Raw genomic sequence first — 22,798 nt, 5'->3', positions numbered from 1 at the left:
CTTATTTTTTAATCACTTTTACGCTTCCTGTTTCAGTATTGGTTTTTATCTCAATAAGATAAATACCTTGTGGTAGGTGGCTTACTTCCATAGGAATGGTGTGTTCTCCTTTTAAGGTTTGCGTTTGTAGGCTTCTTCCGTTTAAATCGTACAGGGTTGCCGTTCCATTTTGGTAGTCAAAGTTCACAATCACATTGGTAAAACTAATCGCAGGATTTGGCATCGCTTCTACTGTGATTTTTAGCTTTTCTTCTTTTTCTTTGTCGCGTAGTTTTACTACCCAAAAATCGGTACCTCCTTTTGTGGAGTTTTTGTCTCTTGATGCGTTTCCGTTTGAAGTTCCTGCTAATAGATAGCCACCATCTCTGGTTTCAAGTAGTTTTTTTAGTACTTCATCACCTTTACTTCCTACCGTTTGGTTCCAAATTTCTTCTCCTTTGGCATTGATTTTTAAAGCAATATAATCGTTAATGCCTTCTTTATCTGATTTTTTACCAACTGCTTTCTGAACACTGCTCATTGGTGACTGAACACTTTCACTCTGTGCATAACCACCTATTAAGTAACTGCCATCTGGGTTTTCTACAATCGAGGTTAAGACGTCAATCTTACCATAGTTATAGGTTTCTTGCCAATCGATGCCTCCTGTTTTATCCAATTTTAGTACCCAAAAATCAGTGCCTTCTTTGTTGGATTTTGATTTGGAATTCGTAGCTCCTGAATTGGAATTTCCACCCACTATAAAGCCACCGTCTTTGGTTTGAAAAAGCGCAAATAAGTTGTCGTCTTTATCACCACCTAATGTGCGTTGCCATTCAATAACACCCTCTTCGTTTAGTTTTACAATCCAGTAATCACCTAATCCGTAGTTGGTTTCTGTTTTGTCTCCTGAAATAGGAGAATTGGAATATCCTCCTAAAATATAACCACCATCTGTAGTTTGGTGGATGCTTTTTAGTTCGTCTTGGTATTGGCCTCCAATGGTTTTTTGCCATTGTATGCTGCCATCTGACTTTAATTTTACTACCCAATAATCTAAGTTTCCTCTGGAATCTTCATTTTTGGAGTATTTGTCTTTTTCAAGGTCTTCGGAAGCATCTGAACTGGAAGTGCCTCCTAAAATATAGCCACCATCTTTTGTAGGAGCTATGCTGAGTAGTTTTTCCATGCTACTGCCTCCTATGGTTTTTTGCCAGATTTCTTGTCCTTTTGCGTTGAGTTTAATCACCCAAAAGTCTTCTTGTCCTTTGGAGTCTTCTTTTTTGTCGATTCCTTTATCTGAAGTAGAGGTTCCTCCTAATATAAAACCACCATCTTGGGTAATGGCAATGCTTTGTAGTAAATCTACTTTATTACCTCCAAAGCTTTTTTGCCAATCGAGATTGCCTTTTTCATCCATTTTCCAAAGCCAATAATCGAGGTCTCCTTTGTTATGGTCTTCTTTATTGCCGTTTTTACCAGAAATCGAACTTCCTGCTAGAATAAATCCATAGTCGGGTGTGGCAATGGCATCGTATAAAAATTCGGCATGTTTGCCTCCGTAGGATTTCTCCCAAAGGATGTCTTGGGAATAGGTTAAACTGGTCGCAAATAGGAATGCAACCAAACATAAGTGGGTGTTTTTTATCATAAGAATAGCATATAATTTTTACTCGAGAACAAAACTAGGTTATTTTTTCTATACCAGTCAATACGTATTTATACGTATTTTTGATGTTTTTTTATAAGTATAAATACGCATACGATTTTTGCTTTTTTATACGTATTTATACGTATATGCTTTTCAAAACACCAGTAAACACAGCTATTGACGAAGTAGTACTTTTTTGATGCCAAAAACAGCTATATTGTAGTAATAAAATTTTTTTTAAAAAAAGTAATTGATTTTTTACTCTTTTTAAAAAGAGTAATCTAAAACTATAAACTAAAACCAGTACGAGGCATTTGTTTAATTTGTCAGTCATGCACAAATTTTATAGAAAAGCAAAGTTTGATTTAATTACTGAAGCGTCACTTTTGGGTAGATACTCTTGGCAAACGTTTATTCCTTAATAATTTTTAGAACAGCTTTATGGTTTTTTTGATCAGCTATTTCTAATAGATAAATACCACTTTCTTCATTAATTTGAATCTCTATTCGTTTTTTGGTGCTTATAAAATTTGCATTTAGTACTTGCCCAAGTATATTTCTAAGAACTATATTCAGTCCCTCATGTTCTCTATCAAATTCAACTATAAGATTTCCTTTAGTTGGATTTGGATATATAGTAACACTTTCTTCAAAACTATTTGGTGTAAGTCCCAATTCATCATTTACATTTAATTTAGTTATAAAAATGTCATAACCAATAGCAGGACTAGTTAGGTTAAAAATGGAGAAAGAAGGATCAAAATCTGCTGTTTCATTAAAATAACCAGTAGTATATAAATTATTATTCATGTCTATGGCTAAGGAATTCACCCAAACTTGACTAGTTCCCGTTAACAGACCTGCCCAAACGAAATTACCCAATGCATCTAACTTACTTATGAAAGAATCTGAATTTCCTCCTGTAAGATTAAAAACACCTGACCCTGGATCAAAGTCGTTTGTACCAAAACAAAAACCCGTTGTATATACATTGCCAATGTTATCTAATGCTATGGATTGTCCATTCAATCCACCAAGTTGTTTCGCCCATAAAAGAGTACCAGCTGAATCATGCTTATTAATGACAGGAGTATATCCAGAAGGAGTCCAACCACTAGAATATATATTGTTATTCTCATCTATTGCGATAGCAGAACCTTCTCCTGGCCCCATTGCTTTTGCCCAAACGAAATTGCCTAGCGGATCTAATTTGCTAATATAAATTTCCGTTTGAGAAGGAGCTGATGAAGTAAGATAAAAAGTATTTTGACTTGGATCAAAATCCATTGTTCCACCAATAGTTCCAGTAGAATAGACATTACCACTTCCGTCTACAACTATTGCATAGCCAACTCCACCTTGAGATTGTGTACCACTAAATTGTTTTGCCCAAACAAAGTTGCCGTCAGTATCTAATTTACATATAAAAATATCGCTAGCATTATATTGAGATGTCATAGTAAAGGTAAAAGTCGGATTTGGATCAAAATCTATTGTTCCATCAAAATAGCCAGTTAGGTATTGATTACCATTGGTATCAACAGCAATAGCAGTACTATGTACTGGGGTTGGAAATGTAGGAACAAAAGGACCTCCTATTTGTTTCGCCCAAATAAAGTTGCCATTTACATCTATTTTTTGAATAAAAACATCTCTATCTGACCCTTGAGAAGTTAAATAAAAGCTTCCATCACCTGGGTCAAAATCTACAGTACCTAAAAACGAATTAGTGATGTATAGGTTGCCCAAGGGGTCTATTCCGAGAGAGCTTTTTTCACCAATAAAAGCATTATCTCCATATTGTTTCGCCCATATAAAATTACCTGCAGCATCAAGTTTACATATAAAGGCATCTTTTTCTCCAACAGAGGTAAGATTGAAAACACCTATGCTTGGATCAAAATCAACGGTTCCACTAAAAAGACCTACTGTATAAACATTATTATTTTGATCCGTTTTTATAGAAGTTCCTTCATCCCAATCAGCACCACCTATTTGTTTTGCCCACTCAAAGTTTTGCCCAAAAGAATTTGTGCTTAGGACCGTAAGAATCAAATTGCTTAGCAGGTTTAAATGAAAAGATTTTATTGACATTTGTTGTTTAGTTTTAAATGCTTACTAATCTCTTGTTGGTAGCGCTCGTTGCAAAAATAGAACCTAGAATCTTTCGACTACCTTAAACAAAGTTATGGAAATTAGTGTTGATTTTTACTAACACTACTAGCTGTTGTGCAATCGTCCTTGCTTATGCTTAATTAGCTCTAATGCTCTCTGAAGCCTTGGGCGGTTGTAACGCTGAAGAAGAATCGGATATACATTGAGGATGACATTTAAAAATAACAACCATAATGATTCAGTAAATGAAAATACAATTGTAACATAAATTGCAAAACAAAGAACAATAAAAAAAATTATTATATGTCCTAACTCAGATTGTTTTGTTCGATATTCCAAATGTGTTAAGGCTTCAATATTATTTTTAACTGGATTTGCTTTCTTATTAAGTTTTTCCCAACCAACCAAAACAAGTAATTTTCTAAAAAGATTTATTCCTAACTTCTCATAAATTTTCCCTCGACGTTCCCAAACTTTCTCTTTATAATAATTAGATACAAAATTTGATTTTAAAGTCTCGGTAAACGTTAAAACACACATCATTAATACAAAGTTCAGAACCCACGCAAACAAAAATCCTTCGACGCCTATATAAAATACAAGGGCATAAACCAACCCTATAGTAACGAAAATAATCAAACTCAGAAGTATAATTTTTCGCATAATTTCAATCTAATAGGAAATTTTTTTTTTTGCAAATTTGTCATTTGTTTTCGGAGAAAATCTTCATTATTTATAAATGTTTCAAATATTCTTCACTTTGTCGTAAGTAGTTTTTAATCTTCTTTTTCATATTTAAGACCTGGACCATCACAAGCACTCCATGTACTTGACAAAGTATTGTTAGATTGAAAAAACATCTCTTCTTTTAAATTGGAATAACAAGAACCAATAATCTCATTTTCGTCACTAAAAATAAATTCTATGAATCTTTCATTAGAAGAATCAACTAGGTTATATGTTCCAGAAACTTCTGTTATAATTCCATCTCTATTTCTCGATTTTTGGAACGTTCCATCAGTATTTAACCGATAGGTTTCCTGCCATTCCATATCAGTGCCCGTCGTTTCAGAATTGGGTATGTTACCAGTCATTTGTATAAGTTTCCAATTCCCAATAATTTCAGTTTCTAAATTATCAGTACTATTACCATCATCATTTTTATTACAAGAGAATAAAATTCCGATTATCATTAAAAATAAAATTTGTTTTTTCATAATATCTTTGATTTTATAAGGTATAGATGAACTTTATTTGATTTGGTTGCGTCAAATTACTTACAATGTTTATGTATAGCAAACACACAATTAATCTTGGCTTAGCTAAAACCAGCAATTTTTATACATAGTTTGGTAAATCATTTTTTAATTCAAATTCGGTATTGTCAAACTTAATCCATAAAAATAAATCATTCCAATTATCAAAATGATAAGAAAGTTCAATTTAAATTTTTTATTCTTTAAGTCAGTTAAAATTGTTTTTAGTTTTTCTTTATCAGAAGTCACAACTTTAGTGTTCGCAATATAATCTCCAATTCGTCTTTGAGGATTTATATATCCAACAATCACTTCTAATGGCCAAGCGATAGCTATTGTCAAATTCCTAATGAAGCATTGTAGTTCAGTCGCAGGCTTTTCAGTTTTCCGATTAATCACTCGATAACCTAAAATCCGTTTTGCTGGACTTTTGGCATTAAAAAAATCTTTGTTGACATAAATAAACACCATAGAAAAGAAAACCCTTGACAAAATTCGATTGTCAAATTTAAAAATAGCATTAGATGCTAAAATTATAAGCATTATTGGAGGAATAATAACTATAGTCATTATTATATGATCCAATAGCATACTTGAAATCCGATGAAATCTCCCATTTATATTTGATATTTTTGAAAATGATTCTTGAAAATTGGGAGTTGTGCAACGGTTATACATGTTAGCTACTGGCTTTTCTAGTTAATATCTCAAGTTAGCATTATCAATATGAATAAAAAGGTCAAAATTCCAATGCTTGTTGTAAATATCCCCATATTTCTTGATTTCGTCCACCCAGCCATAGAAACCATTGTTAATAAAGAGATAATTCCAAATACATATGCAGTCCCACCTATAATTCTTGGAAGGAACAAATCATTATTGGCTACTTTAACGGGATAACCATCTGTTGTCATCAACAGAAGTTTCGTTGACGCAAATACTGAAATAAGAAAAAAACTGGCAGCTAAAGTTGACGCTACCATTATATTGTTAGTTAACCGCGTTTTTGTTTCCGATACTAATAAATTTGCAATTACAGCTATTGAAAATCCTACAAGCAGCGAATTAATGGTTATCATTTGTTCGGCAAGTTTATTCCAATATTCAAAAGTAAGTTCCACCATTATTTTATTTTTATCATTAGTACGAATTTCGAATGCAGTTTTTTCAGTTTGTAATTAACATCAGCATGTTTAATAACCTGCGTTTGTATTAATTTCTAATATTTAAAAATAAAAATAACCATTTTAAACTACAATAAAAAACTTTTTTGGGTTATGGTTTATTGATAAAAGAAAAAAACGATGAGCGCTTTAAAAAGTGTCTTATAGCTATTTTAGGACTGGTCAAGGACGGGTCACACAGACGACTCAAAGTAAGTTATAACATATATATAGCGTATATATAGCGTCTTTATAACGTATATAACAAGAATAAGAGAGTAATAAAGGTTATGATTCATCTTAATTAACTAGGTATATTATCCTGAAAAAGGTTTATTAAACGCTTCCATCTTTTGTTTAGTTTTTTTCATTTTGTAATACAATCCTAATACTGTAATTTAGCGCAAAAATCCATTTTATGCATACAATTGTTCAATATCAAGAATTAGTTTCAGCTCATTTTAATTCATTAATAGTAGAAAAAGAACCTAAAAATTTATATGAACCCATTCAATATATATTAGGATTAGGGGGAAAGAGAATGCGACCAGTTCTAACTTTAATGACTGCTGAGATTTTTGATTGTGCATATGAAAAAGCAATTCCTGCTGCAACTGCAGTTGAGGTTTTTCATAATTTTTCTTTAATTCATGACGATATTATGGATGATGCCCCATTGCGAAGAGGGAATCAAACCGTTCATGAAAAATGGGATTTAAACACAGGAATTCTGTCAGGAGATGCTATGTTGATTTTGGCTTACCAATTTTTTGAAAGTTATGAACCTACTATTTTTCAGAAGTTGGCAAAATTGTTTAGTAAGACAGCCTTAGAAGTTTGTGAAGGACAACAGTATGATGTTGATTTTGAAACCAGAGAAGATGTTACTATTCCAGAGTATTTAAAAATGATTGAATATAAAACAGCTGTTTTAGTAGGTGCAGCCATGAAAATGGGAGCGATAGTTGCAGAAACATCAAATAAAAATGCAGATCTAATCTATGATTTTGGTTTGAATCTAGGGATTGCTTTTCAATTACAAGATGATTATTTAGATGCTTTTGGAAATCCAGAAACTTTTGGCAAACAAGTGGGTGGAGATATTATTGAAAATAAAAAAACGTATTTGTACTTAAAAGCATTGGAATTTGGAAAAGAAGAAGAGAAAGAACAATTATTACATTTATTTTCTATTCAACCTAATGATAATTCAAATAAAATTGATTCTGTTAAAGAGGTGTTTATAAGTTCTAGTGCAGCCACTGCTACTCAAGAAGCAATCAAAGAATACACAATGAAAGCTTTTGAAACTTTAGAAAAGATGGATATCGCAACAGATAAAAAGGATGTTTTAAGAGCATTTGGAAAAAAATTAATGAATAGAAACGTGTAAAATAACAATTTCAAATTCAAAAATCAGTTGTAGTTTTGAACTTGAACTTGAATTTCAAAAAGATGTATAAAGCACCCTCAAATATCGACGATTTAATAAATCAATCTGAAGAAAATCATTTGTATTTTAAACTCATTGAACAAACAAACAAGGACTTTGCATTAGCAAATGAACCAGTCGATATTCCTTTAGACATTTTTCCATTTCAGTTTAAAGAATTGGTTCACGAAAAAATATACAAATTGATTCAGTATAAATTTGCCGAATATTTAAATCTACTTTATATAATAGATGTTTCAGAAAGCGAAATAAAAAAATTAGACGGTTCAGATTTAGTAGAACTAGCAGAGCAAGTAACCTTTCTAATTTTAAAAAGAGAATGGCAAAAAGTTTGGTTTAGAAACCGGATGTAACTTTTAACATTAAATACGTAGATATTAAATTATGTGAGCTAATAGAGCTTGAATAATCAGAAACACTTTTTGTTTCAAATGTTTTATTATTAGTTAAATTTTTTCCAATTATTGAGTAGCTAATTTTTTTATTTTTTGGAGTGTAGTTTATTTCAGTTTCAAGAAAAAGATAATTATTATTTTGATTTAAATCAGGAGAAATAAAATTACTTACAAAATCAACTTTAAAGTTCTTAGCATTATTTCTATACATTATTTTAAATTGATCTGTTAAGCTACTGAAATTATTTTTTGTTGTTTCTTTTTTTACTTCAAAAGAATTATTTAAGAAAGAAATTTTATTCGAAAAATTAATTTTTGATTTAAAACTAGTTCTTGCAGTTAATTGAGAATAAAATGTTTTTCCAAGAATATTTCTAAGACTGGAATCGTTAATAATATTTTTATCAAATGATAATGAATAATTAGTATTGATTTGTATAGTTGTTCTTAAAGGATGAAAATAGGTTTCTCCAAATAAATTAACTCCATAATCTTTGTTTCCAGTATTTGCATAATACGAATTTGAAATGGTAATATTTTGATCTATTACGCTTTTGTAAAAATAATTATTTTCTCTATAGTCATGAGATAGGTTTATTGATAATTGTTGTAGATTAAAAAAGTCATTAAAACTATAATTTAATATGTAAGAATGAGTTTTTAAATATTGAAATGAAAATTCGTTAGTTGCAAAACTTCTATAATTTCTTTGAACAATACCATCAAAAAGTTTGTCTTCTTCTGGTAAAATTTGATTAAAAGAATACTTAAAAGAAGTGTTGTTTTTTTTGTTAAATCTATAAAGAAAAGTTAAACTAGGTGAAATTAATAAATCGTCTTCGTGAAGTTTTGTGTTTTTTATATAATTATTGAATGAAATATTATTGTAAAAGGTATTAAGCCCAATTTTAAAAGCGTACTTTTTATCATTAAAAACAAAAACAGGATTCATCTTAAAATATAATACATCATATTTATTGTCATTTTTATAATTATCTCCTATGCTGTTATTTAACTCATTATTTAATGATGAATTTAGAGAAGAGGTCATTTTTAAGAATGATGTATGTATTCCAAATTTTATTTTATTTCTAGTATTCAATAAAGAAGAATTTAGATTTATATTTTCTTTATTGAAGGTACTAGTTTGATATTTACTTATGACTGAATTATCAACGTTAATCAAAGTTCCAGGATTAATAAATAAATTTTGAGGAGCCTTGTTTTTTGAATAAATAAAAGTTGAAGTGACTGCTGTACTGTCTGAAAATTTATAAGTACTGCTTAAATTTTGATTAAGTAAAAATGATTTAGTAGTAATATTATTTTCTTGAACAAAAGAATTATTTGTACTTACATCATTATAATTCGTTTTTTGATAATTAATTTTTCCCAAGTAATTCCAATGAAACTTTTCTTTTTCTTTGTTTAAAAAGGAAAGATTGAAATCAAATAATGTTGGTTTTTTTTGTATAATATTGTTTTCGTTTATAGTAAAGGTTTCATTGATAATAGTAACAGATGATTCGTTTTCATTAATTCGTTTTAAGTTATCACTGTGAAAACCTGCATTTATTTTAAGATTAGATTTCTTATAAACTTTGGTAAGTAAATTTAAACTAGTATAAAAATTGTTGTTTAATCGATGAAAACTATTATCTAAAAAAGAATAAAAATTGCCTTGATTAATAAGCTCTTTAGCTAATAGATTACTGTTTTTTTGACTTTCTAACGAAATTATTTCAGAGTCAAAATTATAAGGAGTATTGTTCTGTCCTACATTGTTGAAGGAACTTATTCCAAAACCTTTAATTTTATTATTTATAGCTAAACCGTTTATGTTTGTATCATGAACGTTTTTGTAACCATAACCTAAATTAGTATTGCCAGAAAAATCGGTTTTTCCTTTTTTAAGCACAAGATTAATAGCTACATCTTCTGAACTTGAAATCCCTTTTAACAAAGTGTTTTCTTCATAATTATCTATTCCTTGTACTTTATCTATCATTCCGACACTAATGTTTTTACTTCCAATTGTATATTGAGAATCAAATAAATCATCACCATCTAATAACATTTTTTTTATTTTTTTTCCTTTATACTCTATTGCACCATCATCTTTAACAATAATGCCAGGCAATTTTCTCAATAAATCTTCAACTATTTTTTCACTTCCATCTTTAAAACTTTCTGGGTTATACGTTAAAGTGTCTTTTTTTATACTGATTGATATTTTTTTTTCTACTATAACTTCTTTTAACTTAGTCGTTCTGTTTTCTAGTTTAAAATCAATATTTATCTCATTATTATTTGAAATATAATCTTTTAAAGATATTGTTTTAGGTTCGTGAGATATACCAGAAACTTCAATAAATAAAGAATCTTTATTTTTTTTTAATAGTATTTTATAATTACCATTACTATTTGTTGTTGTAAACTGACTAATTAAGTTGTTTTTTTCTTTAATAAGAACATTTGCAAAAGGAACAACTCCCGCAGAGTCTGAAACCGTCCCTTTTAATACTTGGGAAAAAGAAATGCTGTTTATAAATAATAGTATAAATATGTATTTATTCATTGATGAAATAATTCTCTAAAACCTTTACTAATTAGTTAAGTCGCTCCATTTTTATTAACTGTTTTATGTAAAGATTCTTCGTGTTTTTTATATGTATGTTAATAAATTCTATAATAAATGGAAAGATGCAATATTATAATCAGAATATATTTCAAGTTTTCTTAAGATAAATTCACCTGTGGGTTTTTGATGTGTATAATTTAAGATAGTTTTTTCTCTATTACTTTTTGTACAAAATTGAGTCCTTACTATTTAAGCTAATTATTTCAGAATTTCATTGAGGTAAATAAGAAAGTAGATAAAAAATATTAATATAAACAATAAAAACACTACTCAGCAAAAAAGTAAAGTAGTGTTTTTATTATTGTTATAATGTAGATTTATATTTTATCAACAAAAATTTCTATACCTCTATTTGGTACAACTATTGTCATATCTTCTTCGGGCTTATAATTAATCATTTTGTGGAAATATTTTCCATATGCGATTAAAAATTCGTCCCAATTTATATATTTTTTATTTGTAAATGGATTAAATATTTCTTCAGAATCAGAATTAGAAATTTTATTTGCTTTAAATGTGACAACTCCATCATCAGAAGTTACTTCTAAAATTAAGCCAGGTAAATTATCAAAATTATGTGGACCATTCTGTATTGGGATTTTATCTGTAAAATATGCTCTATAGCTTCTTCCTCTGTAATTTCCTTTAGCTTCTTGGCAAACATATCCTAAAATAATTTTTCTATTATTAGTTAAATCCCACTTAATAGAGTAAAATTGGTCTTTTAAGTCATATTTAGGAAAAAAAGTTTCTGAGTAACTTACTCCATTTATAAAACTTTTATACATAGAAGGTTTAAAATCACTAGATTCTTGAATATGAGGTTGATTGATGTCATTAATTACAACCGTAGTATCAATGTTTTTACTAAAACTAATACTTTCAAAATTATTAGTAATTAATTTAATTTCACTAAATCCTACAACGCCATATTCATCTTTAGTATCTATTAGTGAAAAGTTATAATTTACTACTAAATTTTGACCTATTAGAGTTAATTGATTTAGAAATATAACTAAAATGATAAAGATATTTTTAATCATTATTCACCAATTGATGTTGATTCATTTGTATCTGCGGCAATTTCAAGAGCTGCTTTAGCTGATGAATCAGCAAGAGCACATGATCTAGCTTGAGCATCTTGATATGAAATTGTTGAGGTCGCACATCTTGTAACGCTAACTTGTATATAGCCAGATGTTCCATATGTTCCTGAAGCTGCTCTTCTTGTGCAACACATAACAGGGTCAACCTCTTTTAAAATTGAATTGCAAAATTCATTTTTTTCTTTGATGATACTAAAATTTATTTTTAAGTCGTTTGAGAAACAAAATTGACTTAAAACTAAAGTCATAATTAGAATAATTTTTTTCATTAAAATAATTTTAAATATTAATAATAATTTTAGTTTGATCCACTAATAACTACATAAGAGTCTTCAATTGAAGCTACTGCTTTTTTTGCTGCAACGTTTGCATTATGACAAGCAGCTATTTTTGCTGTGTTATACTCAAGAGAAGTATGGCATTTTGTTACAGTCACAGACACATATCCGACAGTTCCTGGGCTTCCAACTGAAGCTGTTCCTGTACAACAAGCGGTTTGGTCAAGATTGTAATTCTCTAGACCCTTACTTTTTTTTGATTTCTTACTTTCATTAGCAAAAACTCCAGTTGCCAAAAGAGTTAATCCTAATACTAAAATTATTTTTTTCATTTTTATTATTTAATTGATCTGTACTCACAAATATATTTGCAAATCATCTGAAAAAAAAGTTAATTCTTGTTAATTGTATTACAGAAAAAATGTAATTGCTTTAACATTGTTGAAAAAATAAATTCAAAAAACCTGTAACAATAGCACCACCAAAGCTATCGGTGCCACTAGGATTATAAGAATCTATTTTGTTTCGAGTAAGTGCATTGGTGGTGAAGGAGTGAGAAATACTATTTATTAAAGTGCATTTATCAGATTTTAAATAATTAAATTGAAGATTTAAATTTGAATCATAACTTGTAAAAGTATAGGTTTTATTTTGAAAGTAGTGTCAATGGATAGGGAATTCAAAGTAGGCAATACATAACTTTTTTTAATCTGAGAAAAACCCGAAAGCGAAAATAGAATAAATAACAAACATTTTTTTTTCATAATTATGACTAATTAAAAATAAACTCTAATAAAAGGAATAAAAGCATTTGCATAAACCCCTTGATTTTCTTTGTATAAAACATTATAGCGAAGACCAAGGGTTACATTATTTGTTCTATATCCAACACCTAGGAATAAAGCAGTATTCCAAAAGTTATCACTACCACCTCCATAAAAAGCATCATACGAAGTATTTACTCTTAATTGTTCAATTTCGGTCGAAAGTTGAATTTGTTCAATAGGATTAAACAAAGCAATAACACTTCCACCATATATATTCGATTGATAAACCCTTTTTTGATTCACATAACTATATTGTACACCTAAACCAGCAGCAAAGTATTCATTAAAATTATAAATGGCACTTGGAGCAACTGTAATAGTAGTGAAATCATTGCCAAATCCTAGTCCTAAACCACCACCAAATTGAACGCGTTCCCAGAATAGACTTTTTGATTTAACTGCTTCACCTTCTTGTGCGTTAACGCTGTGTAAAGAGGTTATAAAAAACATAAAAACAAAAGAAAATGTTAAAAAGACCTGTTTTTTCTTTTTCATAGTATCAATTCTAAAAAATTATGTCATAAAAGTACAATTTTCTTTAAAAGATTATAGCAAATGTTTTACTTTTGCATAATATTTTTTAACCAAATCGTCATTTAGACAAGACATATGGATAGGTTTTCCTTTTTAAATGCTGCTCATACAGCTTTTTTCGCAGATTTATACGATCAATATTTACAAAATCCGGATACCGTTGAACCTAGTTGGAGAAGCTTTTTCCAAGGGTTTGATTTTGCAAATGAATTTGCAAGTCCGGTTGAACAATTGTCAGCAATGGCAAATGGGAATGTGACAAATACTGAAAATGCCGAAAAAATACTTAAAGAGTTTAACGTTCTTAAGTTAATTGAAGGATATAGAACTCGCGGACATTTGTTCACTAAAACAAACCCTGTAAGAGATAGAAGAACATATTCACCTACTTTGGCAATTGAAAACTTTGGTTTGTCTCAATCAGACTTAAACACAGTTTTTGATGCGGCTAAAATAGTGAACATGCAACCAAGCACTTTAGCAGCTATAATTAAACACTTAGAAAGTGTTTACTGCTCTTCAATAGGTGTTGAGTATATGTATATTCGTGATCCAAAAGTACAAGAATGGATTAAAAATAGATTAGACATTAATGATAACCAACCTAGTTTTTCTGTTGATCAAAAGAAAATTATCTTGGGGAAATTAAATGAAGCTATTTCTTTCGAAACTTTTTTACATGCAAAATATGTAGGTCAAAAACGTTTTTCGTTGGAAGGATGTGAAGCTGCGATTCCAGCATTAGATGCTTTAATTGAAGCTGCTGCTGAAAAAGGAGTAGAACAATTTATAATGGGAATGGCACACAGAGGAAGATTAAATGTGTTAGCTAATATCTTTGGTAAAAACACACAAAATATATTCTCTGAATTTGATGGTAAGGATTATGATGATGATATGTATTTTGATGGAGACGTAAAATACCATTTAGGATTAACATCAGATAGAGAAACTAATTCAGGAAAAAAAATAAACTTAAATTTAGCTCCAAACCCTTCACACTTAGAAACAGTTGGTGCTGTTATTGAAGGTATAGCTAGAGCAAAACAAGATAGAAGATATCCAAATGAAGCTTCTAAAGTTTTACCAATAGCACTTCATGGTGATGCAGCAGTTGCAGGTCAAGGAATTGTTTATGAAATTGTTCAAATGGCAAAACTAGATGGTTATAAAACAGGAGGAACTATTCATCTTGTAATTAATAATCAAGTGGGTTTTACTACTAATTATTTAGATGCTCGTTCATCAACTTATTGTACCGATGTAGCTAAAGTAACCCTTTCTCCAGTTTTACACGTTAATGCAGATGATGTTGAAGCTGTAGTTCATGCTATGATGTTTGCTTTAGATTATAGAATGGAATTTGGTGGAGATGTTTTTATTGATTTATTAGGTTACAGAAAATATGGTCATAATGAAGGTGATGAGCCTAAATTTACACAGCCAATCTTATATAAAGCCATTTCAAAACATAAAAATCCTAGAGATATTTATGCAGAAAAATTAAGAAATGAAGGTATTATTGATGCTAATTATGTTAAAGAATTAGAAGAAAAATACAAAGCAAAATTAGACGAAAATTTAGAAGAATCCCGTAAAAAGGATTTAACGGTTATAACACCTTTCATGCAGAATGTATGGACTGGTTTTGAACAAGTTTCTGATGAAGGAATGCTTAAAAAACAGGATACTTCTTTTGATAAAGAGAAGTTAACAGAGATTGCGAAAACCATAACTCAATTGCCTAGTGATAAGAAATTCATAAATAAAATTACTAGAATAATTGATGCTCGAAAAGATATGTATTTCGAAAAGGATGCATTGTACTGGGAAATGGGGGAGTTATTAGCTTATGGTACCTTGTTAGAAGAAGGATATGATGTGCGAATTTCTGGACAAGATGTGGAAAGAGGAACTTTTTCTCACCGTCATGCAGTAATTAAAGTAGAAGACTCTGAAGAAGAAGTTGTTTTATTAAATGATATTAAAGGCAGAAAAGGGAATTTTTATATTTATAATTCCTTGCTTTCAGAATATGGCGTTGTAGGTTTTGAATATGGATATGCTTTAGCTTCTCCTAATACTTTAACCATTTGGGAAGCGCAATTTGGAGATTTTTCAAATGGAGCCCAAATTATGATTGACCAATACATTTCTGCTGGTGAAGATAAATGGAACAATCAAAATGGATTGGTGATGTTATTGCCACATGGTTATGAAAACCAAGGTGCGGAACACTCTTCAGCAAGAATGGAACGTTATTTACAAATGTGTGCCAAACACAATATGTATGTAGCAGATTGTACTACACCAGCTAGTTTTTTCCATTTGTTAAGAAGACAAATGAAAAGCAAATTCCGTAAACCTTTAATTGTGTTTACACCTAAGAGTTTATTACGCCTAGATTTAGCAGTGTCAAAAGTGGATGAATTAGCAAATGGTCAATTCCATGAAGTTTTAGACGATCCAAATGTTACAGATAAAAAAGCAATAAAAACTTTAGTACTTTGTACAGGTAAAGTGTATTATGATATTATTGTTAAAAGAGAAGAGCTAGAAAGGAATGATGTAGCCGTGGTTCGTTTAGAGCAATTATTTCCGTTAGCAATTGAGCAAATTAAGGAAATCATTGCGAGTTATCCTAATGTTGAGGATTATGTTTGGGCACAAGAAGAGCCTAAAAACATGGGAGCTTATAGTTATATGTTAATGAATTTTGATTTAGTAAAATTAAGATTAGCATCGCCAAAAGCATATAGTGCACCAGCAGCAGGAAGTTATGAACGTTCTAAAAAACGTCAAGCGAAAGCTATAGCCATGATTTTTGATAAAACAATAGTACAATAAAAAAAAATTCAAATGTCAACCCTTTCCCGAATTTTCGAGATGACTAAGGGTAAACTTTTAAACTAAAAGAATATGATTTTAGAAATGAAAGTCCCTTCTCCAGGGGAATCAATTACAGAAGTAGAAATTGCAACTTGGTTAGTTCAAGATGGTGATTATGTTGAAAAAGATCAAGCTATAGCTGAAGTAGATTCAGATAAAGCGACTTTAGAATTACCAGCAGAAGCTAGTGGAATTATCACATTAAAAGCCGAAGAGGGTGATGCAGTAGCGGTTGGAGCAGTTGTGTGTTTAATTGATACAAGCGCAGCAAAACCATCGGGTGATACTCCTAAAGCAGAAACAAAAGTAGTAGAAACAAAAGTGGAAGAGAAAAAGCCAGAATCACCAAAAGCTCCTGCAGAAACTCAAAAAACATATGCTTCTGGAACACCTTCTCCAGCTGCAAGAAAGATATTAGAAGAGAAAAGTATCCAACCTTCAGATATAGTTGGTACTGGTAAAGGAGGAAGAATAACTACTGAAGATGCTATGAATGCTGTGCCTTCTATGGGAACGCCTACTGGTGGAAATAGAGGTTCAGAAAGAACAAAATTATCAATGTTGCGTAGAAAAGTAGCAGAGCGTTTAGTAGCTGCTAAAAACGAAACAGCTATGTTGACTACTTTTAATGAAGTAGACATGACAGCTATTTACGATTTACGTAATCAATATAAAGACGAATTTAAGAACAAACATAATGTAGGTTTAGGATTCATGTCTTTCTTTACAAAAGCAGTTACAAGAGCATTAGAATTATATCCTGATGTTAATTCTATGATGGACGGTGATTATAAAGTAGGATATGATTTTGCTGATATTTCAATAGCAGTTTCTGGACCAAAAGGATTAATGGTTCCTGTTGTGCGTAACGCAGAAAACTTAACCTTTAGAGGAATCGAAGCAGAAATTAAAAGACTAGCACTTAGAGCAAGAGACGGACAAATTACTGTAGATGAAATGACAGGAGGAACATTTACTATTACAAATGGTGGTGTTTTTGGAAGTATGTTATCTACTCCAATTATCAATCCTCCTCAATCTGGTATTCTAGGAATGCACAACATCGTGGAAAGACCTGTGGTTAAAAATGGACAAATCGTTATTGCTCCAGTCATGTTCGTTGCCTTATCTTATGATCATAGAATTATCGATGGTCGTGAGTCTGTAGGGTTCTTAGTTGCTGTTAAAGAAGCATTAGAAAACCCAACAGAATTATTAATGGATAACAATCCTAAGAAAGCTTTAGAACTTTAAATAAAGGCTGTCATTCTGAACTTGTTTCAGAATCTAATATATAATCCCAAACTCCTTTTTATTGGAATTTGGGATTTTTCTTTTAAAACCAAAATTTCTATCTAGCACTTTATTGCAATAACGATTGCAGTGGCATCCTTTTTTCTCGTTCTTAAAACGTGAAAAAAGATAGAACGGAAAGCGTGGTGCTTTAGCAATTGCCCAAATGAAATTACTTCAAATACAAATAATGATTAGAGTAATCAATAATTGCGTTTCCACTTAGTAAAATATCGGCACCAATAATGCCATCAATTGGTTTGGTTTTATAACTGGTTAAGGCTTCGTTCACATGGCTCATATCAAAAATAATAACGTTAAAAAAAGTGGTTTTCCAACGGCTTACTTGTAATTGGTTTTTTTTAGATATTTGGGTGTCCATTCCTGTTGCACCTGCTCCAGCTGCTTTGGTTTCTGAATTTTCAGCAAACAATTGAAACTTTTCAATGCCTTCTAGTCCTACACAACTATTACTTGCTCCAGTGTCTAAAATAAAAGTACCTTTTACACCGTTTAAAGTGGCTTTTATGAGCAAATGTTGGGTTTTTAAAACACTAAATTTTACTTTTTTATATTTTTTTTCTTTTAAGAAATCTTGCAATTCTTCCATAAATCAAAAATAGAATAATAATCGAAAAGAATGCAAATAGATAGTAATAAAAATAATGGGTTTCTGTAGTATCAATTGCTCCATAATAAACAAAAGCACTCCAATAATAAGGCGATTTTTTAGGATTTGAAATGGTTTTGCTTTCCAAATAATTTAGTTTCGAATGATAATTAGATTCAAAAAAAGAATGGGTTGAGGTGTAGTTATCATAAAAATTAGTCATTATCTCTGAAGTAGCAAAATCATTAATTTTCCAAAGACTAAACAAGACATTTTTTGCCCCAGCATATTGAAAAGCTCTTGCTATGCTTATTGCTCCTTCTCCTTTTTGTAGTTTGCCAATGCCTGTTTCACAGGCACTCAAAATCACTAAATCTGGATTGCAGTTTTTTAAACCATATAATTCGTTTACTAGCATTACATCGTCATAGAAAACCAAGGTGGCTGGAGTACTAAATGAACCACTTGTGCCATGTGTGGATAAATGAATTATCGAATATTGACTCGTGTTTTGTTTAAAATTTTTACGATTGGCTTCTTCATTCATGAATAAAGTAGCTTTATTTTTTTCTAATGTTTTGGCTTCTTCAATGGAATATTCTAAATAAGCATTTGTGTTTTTAAAAACTGGAAAAAAGCCAACAATTTTATCGTTTTTTTTCAACGTGACTTCCTTGCAATAAAACGTTGCGTTGGTTTGATAGGCAATTTTATTTTGGTATACTAAAAAAGGAATTTTAGTATAAATTTTAGCTGTCGATTTTTGGGTAACCAAAGCATCAAAAGCCACAAAATGAAGTAAACCATCTGGAATAATAATTAGATTTTTATCTTTTTCTAATGTGTTTAGCTCTAATAGTTGATGTAATTGATACGCAACTGATGAAAAGGCTACAACATTTTTATTTATAGCATTCGCATCATCAAAATAATGAATGTATTGTTGAAGTAAAGCAGTGTTTTTTTTATCAAAATCAATTTTCTTCCAAGTAATTTGATTGTTGTTGAAGTAAAATGAATAACAGGTTTCTTTTGCCCAAAAATAATAGACCAATTGGGTTTTATCTTTCTTTAATTTTTGTTCTAATGTTTTCCAAGCTAAAGTATCGTTATTTGTTTTTTTAAATTGCGAATTAACTTTTTCGTTTGTGTTTTTTAAAGTAATACTTAAAGAGGCTAATTCGTTGTTTAAAGTAACCATTCGAGCTTCGTTTTCTTGTGTAATTTGCAAACGAATGTATTCATTAATTAATGTTTCTTGCTTGGTAAGCAATTTATTTTGTAGTTGTAAATTTTTATTATTTGGAAACTGTTCTAGTAGTGTTTTTTGGTTATTTCGTTCTTTTAGAACAGTATTTTTACTTTTTTCAGCATATTGAAATGCCTTTTGAAGCAAACTAAAATTATTATTATTTTGATATTCATTCCATAAAGCATCAATACATCTTTCGGTGCGTTTTCTATCACTAACTTGTTGAATGATTTGTGCTTCTTGTGTTACTAAATGCTCTGAAATCAATTGGCTCACATAAAAACTAAGATTGTACCAATTCAATTTTTTGAAAGTGTTATCTTCAAGATAGGCAAAACCATCAAAAATGTCTAAAAAAGTATTTTCAGCGCTTAAAGAAGTTGTTTTTGGGTTTACCCAATTTTTCTCAAATGGTAATAAAGTCTGCAAAGCTTTACTATAACTATTTCTTGCTTTTTCATATTCTTTTGTAGCTATATAAATTGTGGCTTCATCGACATATAGTTTAGCTAATTCTCTAGCTTCGAAAGTTTTATTTTTTACTAAATCAAGTTTGGCTTTTTCTAAATAAGTAATGGCTAAATCAGGATTGTTGTTTTGTAGTGCTAAAAAAGCATTGGTTTTGGAAGTATTAGAGTCATAATTTACCACATCGTTTTCTAATGGATTACTACTATCGTTTTTTTGTAATCCAATTTTATTTAGTGTCAATTCTTCTTGAATTCGTTTCTTTTGAAGGGTTGAAGCCTGATTGTTTTTCTCTACTTTTTGCAACAAATCAATGGCCGTTTTATGATTGCCGATAGTTTTATAAACGATAGACAAATTAATATAACCCGAAATTATAGTAGGTTGATTATTTTCTTTTTCAGCAATGAAGATATATTTTTTAATTATGTTTTCTGCTAATGTGAAATTGCCTGTTTTGGTATATAAAGTGCCTAAGGGTTTCAAACAATATTCTATAATGTCATAATTGACTAAATTATTTTTGGAAAACAAATTCCAAGCATTCTCATAAGAAGTAATAGCCTTTTTTTGGATATTATTCTTCATTTCAAACGAACCTTTATTACAATATAAAATGACTAAAGCTAATTGTTCGTCTTTAGTGCTAACCAAATTTGAAAATTCTTTTTCTTTTAAGGTTAGTTCTTCTAAGGAATGTTTAGTAGGATTATTAACAAAAGTGTCTATGGCATTATAGATTTTATCTTCTAAATTTTGGGAGAAATTTGAGATAGAAAATAAAAGGAATAGGTAAAAGAATTTAAAATTTCCAAATCGCATAAAGTTGCCACGAATCAAAATCGGTTTTAAAATTTTTATAATAACGAATTCCTACACTTGGGCCAATTCTAGCAAAACCAAATGTAGCATCTAAGAATAATTGTGTTTGTACTTGCGTTTTTTCGTTAGTAGTTTGTGTTTCATATTGCGATAATTCTCTATATTCATTTCCTGGAATTAATTGGTTTGGACTTGTTGGATCTTGGGTAACTTCATAATATCTAATGGTGTTTTTTCTTTCTGCTTGCGAAGAAATAATAGTTGTTATTTGTGGGCCAAAACCAACTCCTATATAATTATTAATGTTATAACGAAGAGAAATAGGAACTGTTTCAATAACTTTTCTAGATTTTTCAATTGCACTTTCTCTACTTACATAAGCTACATCAATAATTTGACCCGTTGCAGTCTCAAAAGGGCCTACTGTTTCGGGGTCAGCTGAAAATGAAGACGTTTTCTCACTTTCAAAATCATGTTTGTTTGCATACAATTCACTTTGCCAATAAAAACGATAGGATTTAAAAGGAGAAATAGTAAAACCTGTAAAATAGCTTTTAGAATTATTTAATTTTGGGAAATAATTATAACCAGCTTTAACACCTATTGAAATACCTGGATTAAATCGAGTTCTAGAGTAATTAGTTACAATAGGTTCGTTTTTATCAAAAATTATTTTTGTTCTACTTTTTGTGCCTACTTTGTGAAAATCTTTACCAAATTTCAGGCTGTATTTTACAAAACCTTTGGTAGAATCTTTTTCAGTAACATTTTTTTGCTGAGTTCCTGGTAAATAAATGTTTTTAAAAGTAAATATTATTTGTTTTTGTTTAACCAAAGTATCTAGGCAACTATAACGAACTTCTTCGTTTTTTGGACAAATAGGACATTCTGGATACATACTTTCTATTTCAAGAGTAGATTTGTCAAACATATCTGGAATATCTGTTTCTAATCGTATGGTTCTTGCTGGACCTTCACCATCATTTTGAAAACGAGTTTTGAATTTAATACGTTTAAAACGAACTAATCTATAATTGATAAACAAACCACTAGTGGACATTTTATTAGGATCATGAGAAGTAACAATCTCCATTTCCATATCCTTTATTTTATGATTTTCATAATTATCATCTGGGACATAAATACTTCTTACTTTCAAGATAGCACTGGTGTCCTTAATCATTTCTGGAGTGGTTTTTAGGCTAAAAAAGAGGTTACGTTGCTCGTTTGGATTTAAATTTTTAAAAGTAATTTTTTTTCCATTTTTAAAAGTTTGTTGGGCTTCTTCTATAGATAAAGGAAGGTTCTTCTTTTCTGTAGTATCTTGAAATTTATAAGAATTGTAAATTATATTTTCTGTAGAAGCATAAAAAGAAGTTTGGTCATCGTAATCATTGGTGTAAACCAAATCTTTTCCTAATTCAGTCACTTTTTCATTGTAGTAATTTCTAATTTCTAATAATTCAAAGTTGTCGTTTTTAAATTCTTTTTCATTGTAATAAAAATAAATAGTTCCATTAGTAACATATTCTTTTTCGTTTTTGTAACTTAAAATAACAACAAAATCTTCATCAGGTAAAGGTTCTCTGTTTCTTCTTAATTCAATATTATCTTTTAGGATATGAATTTCATTATCAGATACATCTGCTGTTTCATTGGTTTTTACTTTTGTAGGTCGTGTAGTAGGTGTTTTTCCTGTATCATAATTATTAGTTGCCCAAAGTTTTACTTCATATTCACCAGGTTTTTTATAGGTATGTTTTGGTTTTTCTTTAGTACTAAAGTTGCCATCACCAAATTCCCAATAATAACTATAAAAAGCTTTTGGAGCACCAGCAATTTGATTTAATACAGGTTTCTCTGAATCAAAAATAAATGTATTCTCATTTTGATTAGGCAAAATAGTTGCTTTTCTTGAAATAGTATCTTGTATTTTAGTTTGAGAAAATCCAAAAATACAAGTAAGAAGAAAAAGAAAAAAGACTATTTTTTTTAACATGATTGTCAGATTTTTAGGTTTAAATATAAGAAAAAGTGATGAACAAGTCACCACTTTCTCAAAACAA

The 22,798-nt window shown here is 29.9% G+C and carries 18 protein-coding genes; 4 read left to right on the top strand and 14 right to left on the bottom strand.

Translation table 11 applies throughout. From position 1 onward, the window contains the following. Position 1 precedes the first annotated feature (1 nt). The 6 genes from ACULEV_RS15670 to ACULEV_RS15645 form a co-directional block, all read right to left on the bottom strand. Entirely contained in the window at positions 2–1,630 is a 1,629-nt protein-coding gene (locus tag ACULEV_RS15670) for a T9SS type A sorting domain-containing protein (protein ID WP_445455984.1), read from the bottom strand. A 411-nt stretch (positions 1,631–2,041) separates the two neighbouring features. Continuing rightward, positions 2,042–3,685 (bottom strand): SBBP repeat-containing protein, encoded by a 1,644-nt coding sequence (locus tag ACULEV_RS15665; protein WP_445455983.1) that lies wholly within the window; start codon positions 3,683–3,685, stop codon positions 2,042–2,044. A 165-nt stretch (positions 3,686–3,850) separates the two neighbouring features. Continuing rightward, positions 3,851–4,408, bottom strand: coding sequence for a glycosyl-4,4'-diaponeurosporenoate acyltransferase CrtO family protein (locus ACULEV_RS15660; RefSeq protein ID WP_445455982.1), 558 nt, complete (start codon positions 4,406–4,408; stop codon positions 3,851–3,853). A gap of 113 nt (positions 4,409–4,521) precedes the next feature. Next, on the bottom strand, positions 4,522–4,962 hold the full coding sequence (locus ACULEV_RS15655) for a hypothetical protein (protein WP_445455981.1): 441 nt from the start codon (positions 4,960–4,962) through the stop codon (positions 4,522–4,524). Positions 4,963–5,109: 147 nt separating this feature from the next. Then, a complete protein-coding gene (locus tag ACULEV_RS15650; protein WP_445455980.1) occupies positions 5,110–5,679 on the bottom strand; it encodes an RDD family protein in 570 nt (189 codons plus the stop codon). Positions 5,680–5,708: 29 nt separating this feature from the next. Then, entirely contained in the window at positions 5,709–6,125 is a 417-nt protein-coding gene (locus ACULEV_RS15645) for a hypothetical protein (protein ID WP_445455979.1), read from the bottom strand. Positions 6,126–6,582: 457 nt separating this feature from the next. Here ACULEV_RS15645 and ACULEV_RS15640 point away from each other — a divergent pair, with 457 nt between their 5' ends. Both ACULEV_RS15640 and ACULEV_RS15635 read left to right on the top strand, forming a co-directional pair. Further along, complete coding sequence (locus tag ACULEV_RS15640; protein ID WP_445455978.1) at positions 6,583–7,557, top strand: polyprenyl synthetase family protein; 975 nt, start codon at positions 6,583–6,585, stop codon at positions 7,555–7,557. Positions 7,558–7,619: 62 nt separating this feature from the next. Beyond that, positions 7,620–7,970: a hypothetical protein gene (locus tag ACULEV_RS15635; RefSeq protein WP_445455977.1), complete on the top strand. Its 351-nt coding sequence runs from the start codon at positions 7,620–7,622 to the stop codon at positions 7,968–7,970. Here ACULEV_RS15635 and ACULEV_RS15630 read toward each other — a convergent pair. The 5 genes from ACULEV_RS15630 to ACULEV_RS15610 all read right to left on the bottom strand — a co-directional run bounded on the left by ACULEV_RS15630 (position 7,954) and on the right by ACULEV_RS15610 (position 13,359). Continuing rightward, positions 7,954–10,590 carry a carboxypeptidase-like regulatory domain-containing protein gene (locus ACULEV_RS15630; protein ID WP_445455976.1) on the bottom strand — a complete coding sequence of 879 codons (2,637 nt, stop codon included), beginning with the start codon at positions 10,588–10,590 and terminating at the stop codon, positions 7,954–7,956. The genes ACULEV_RS15635 and ACULEV_RS15630 overlap by 17 nt on opposite strands. A gap of 380 nt (positions 10,591–10,970) precedes the next feature. Next, on the bottom strand, positions 10,971–11,696 hold the full coding sequence (locus ACULEV_RS15625; protein WP_445455975.1) for a GLPGLI family protein: 726 nt from the start codon (positions 11,694–11,696) through the stop codon (positions 10,971–10,973). Next, positions 11,696–12,007 (bottom strand): hypothetical protein, encoded by a 312-nt coding sequence (locus tag ACULEV_RS15620; protein WP_445455974.1) that lies wholly within the window; start codon positions 12,005–12,007, stop codon positions 11,696–11,698. The genes ACULEV_RS15625 and ACULEV_RS15620 overlap by 1 nt, the downstream gene beginning before the upstream one ends. 50 nt (positions 12,008–12,057) lie before the next feature. After that, complete coding sequence (locus ACULEV_RS15615; RefSeq protein ID WP_445455973.1) at positions 12,058–12,369, bottom strand: hypothetical protein; 312 nt, start codon at positions 12,367–12,369, stop codon at positions 12,058–12,060. Between the two features lie 444 nt (positions 12,370–12,813). After that, complete coding sequence (locus ACULEV_RS15610) at positions 12,814–13,359, bottom strand: hypothetical protein (RefSeq protein WP_445455972.1); 546 nt, start codon at positions 13,357–13,359, stop codon at positions 12,814–12,816. A gap of 114 nt (positions 13,360–13,473) precedes the next feature. Between ACULEV_RS15610 and ACULEV_RS15605 the strand changes: the two genes are divergently transcribed. Together ACULEV_RS15605 and odhB are read left to right on the top strand one after the other, a co-directional pair. Further along, positions 13,474–16,245: a 2-oxoglutarate dehydrogenase E1 component gene (locus ACULEV_RS15605; RefSeq protein WP_445455971.1), complete on the top strand. Its 2,772-nt coding sequence runs from the start codon at positions 13,474–13,476 to the stop codon at positions 16,243–16,245. A 72-nt stretch (positions 16,246–16,317) separates the two neighbouring features. Beyond that, a complete protein-coding gene (gene odhB / locus ACULEV_RS15600) occupies positions 16,318–17,541 on the top strand; it encodes a 2-oxoglutarate dehydrogenase complex dihydrolipoyllysine-residue succinyltransferase (protein WP_445455970.1) in 1,224 nt (407 codons plus the stop codon). 211 nt (positions 17,542–17,752) lie between these two features. Here odhB and ACULEV_RS15595 read toward each other — a convergent pair whose 3' ends face one another. Genes ACULEV_RS15595 through ACULEV_RS15585 form a run of 3 tightly spaced genes read right to left on the bottom strand, consistent with a single transcriptional unit; the run spans position 17,753 to position 22,731 of the window. After that, positions 17,753–18,190 (bottom strand): retropepsin-like aspartic protease, encoded by a 438-nt coding sequence (locus ACULEV_RS15595; RefSeq protein WP_445455969.1) that lies wholly within the window; start codon positions 18,188–18,190, stop codon positions 17,753–17,755. Next, entirely contained in the window at positions 18,150–20,732 is a 2,583-nt protein-coding gene (locus ACULEV_RS15590) for a CHAT domain-containing protein (protein WP_445455968.1), read from the bottom strand. The genes ACULEV_RS15595 and ACULEV_RS15590 overlap by 41 nt, the downstream gene beginning before the upstream one ends. Beyond that, the gene (locus ACULEV_RS15585) at positions 20,713–22,731 is read right to left on the bottom strand and encodes a PKD domain-containing protein (RefSeq protein WP_445455967.1); all 2,019 of its coding nucleotides are present in this window, start codon (positions 22,729–22,731) and stop codon (positions 20,713–20,715) included. Before ACULEV_RS15585 ends, ACULEV_RS15590 begins: the two co-directional genes overlap by 20 nt. Between the last annotated feature and the right edge of the window lie 67 nt (positions 22,732–22,798).

Source organism: Flavobacterium sp. HNIBRBA15423, assembly GCF_052655965.1.
The sequence above is the reverse complement of the archived record's forward strand: the minus strand, read 5'-3'. Positions and strand labels throughout refer to the sequence as shown.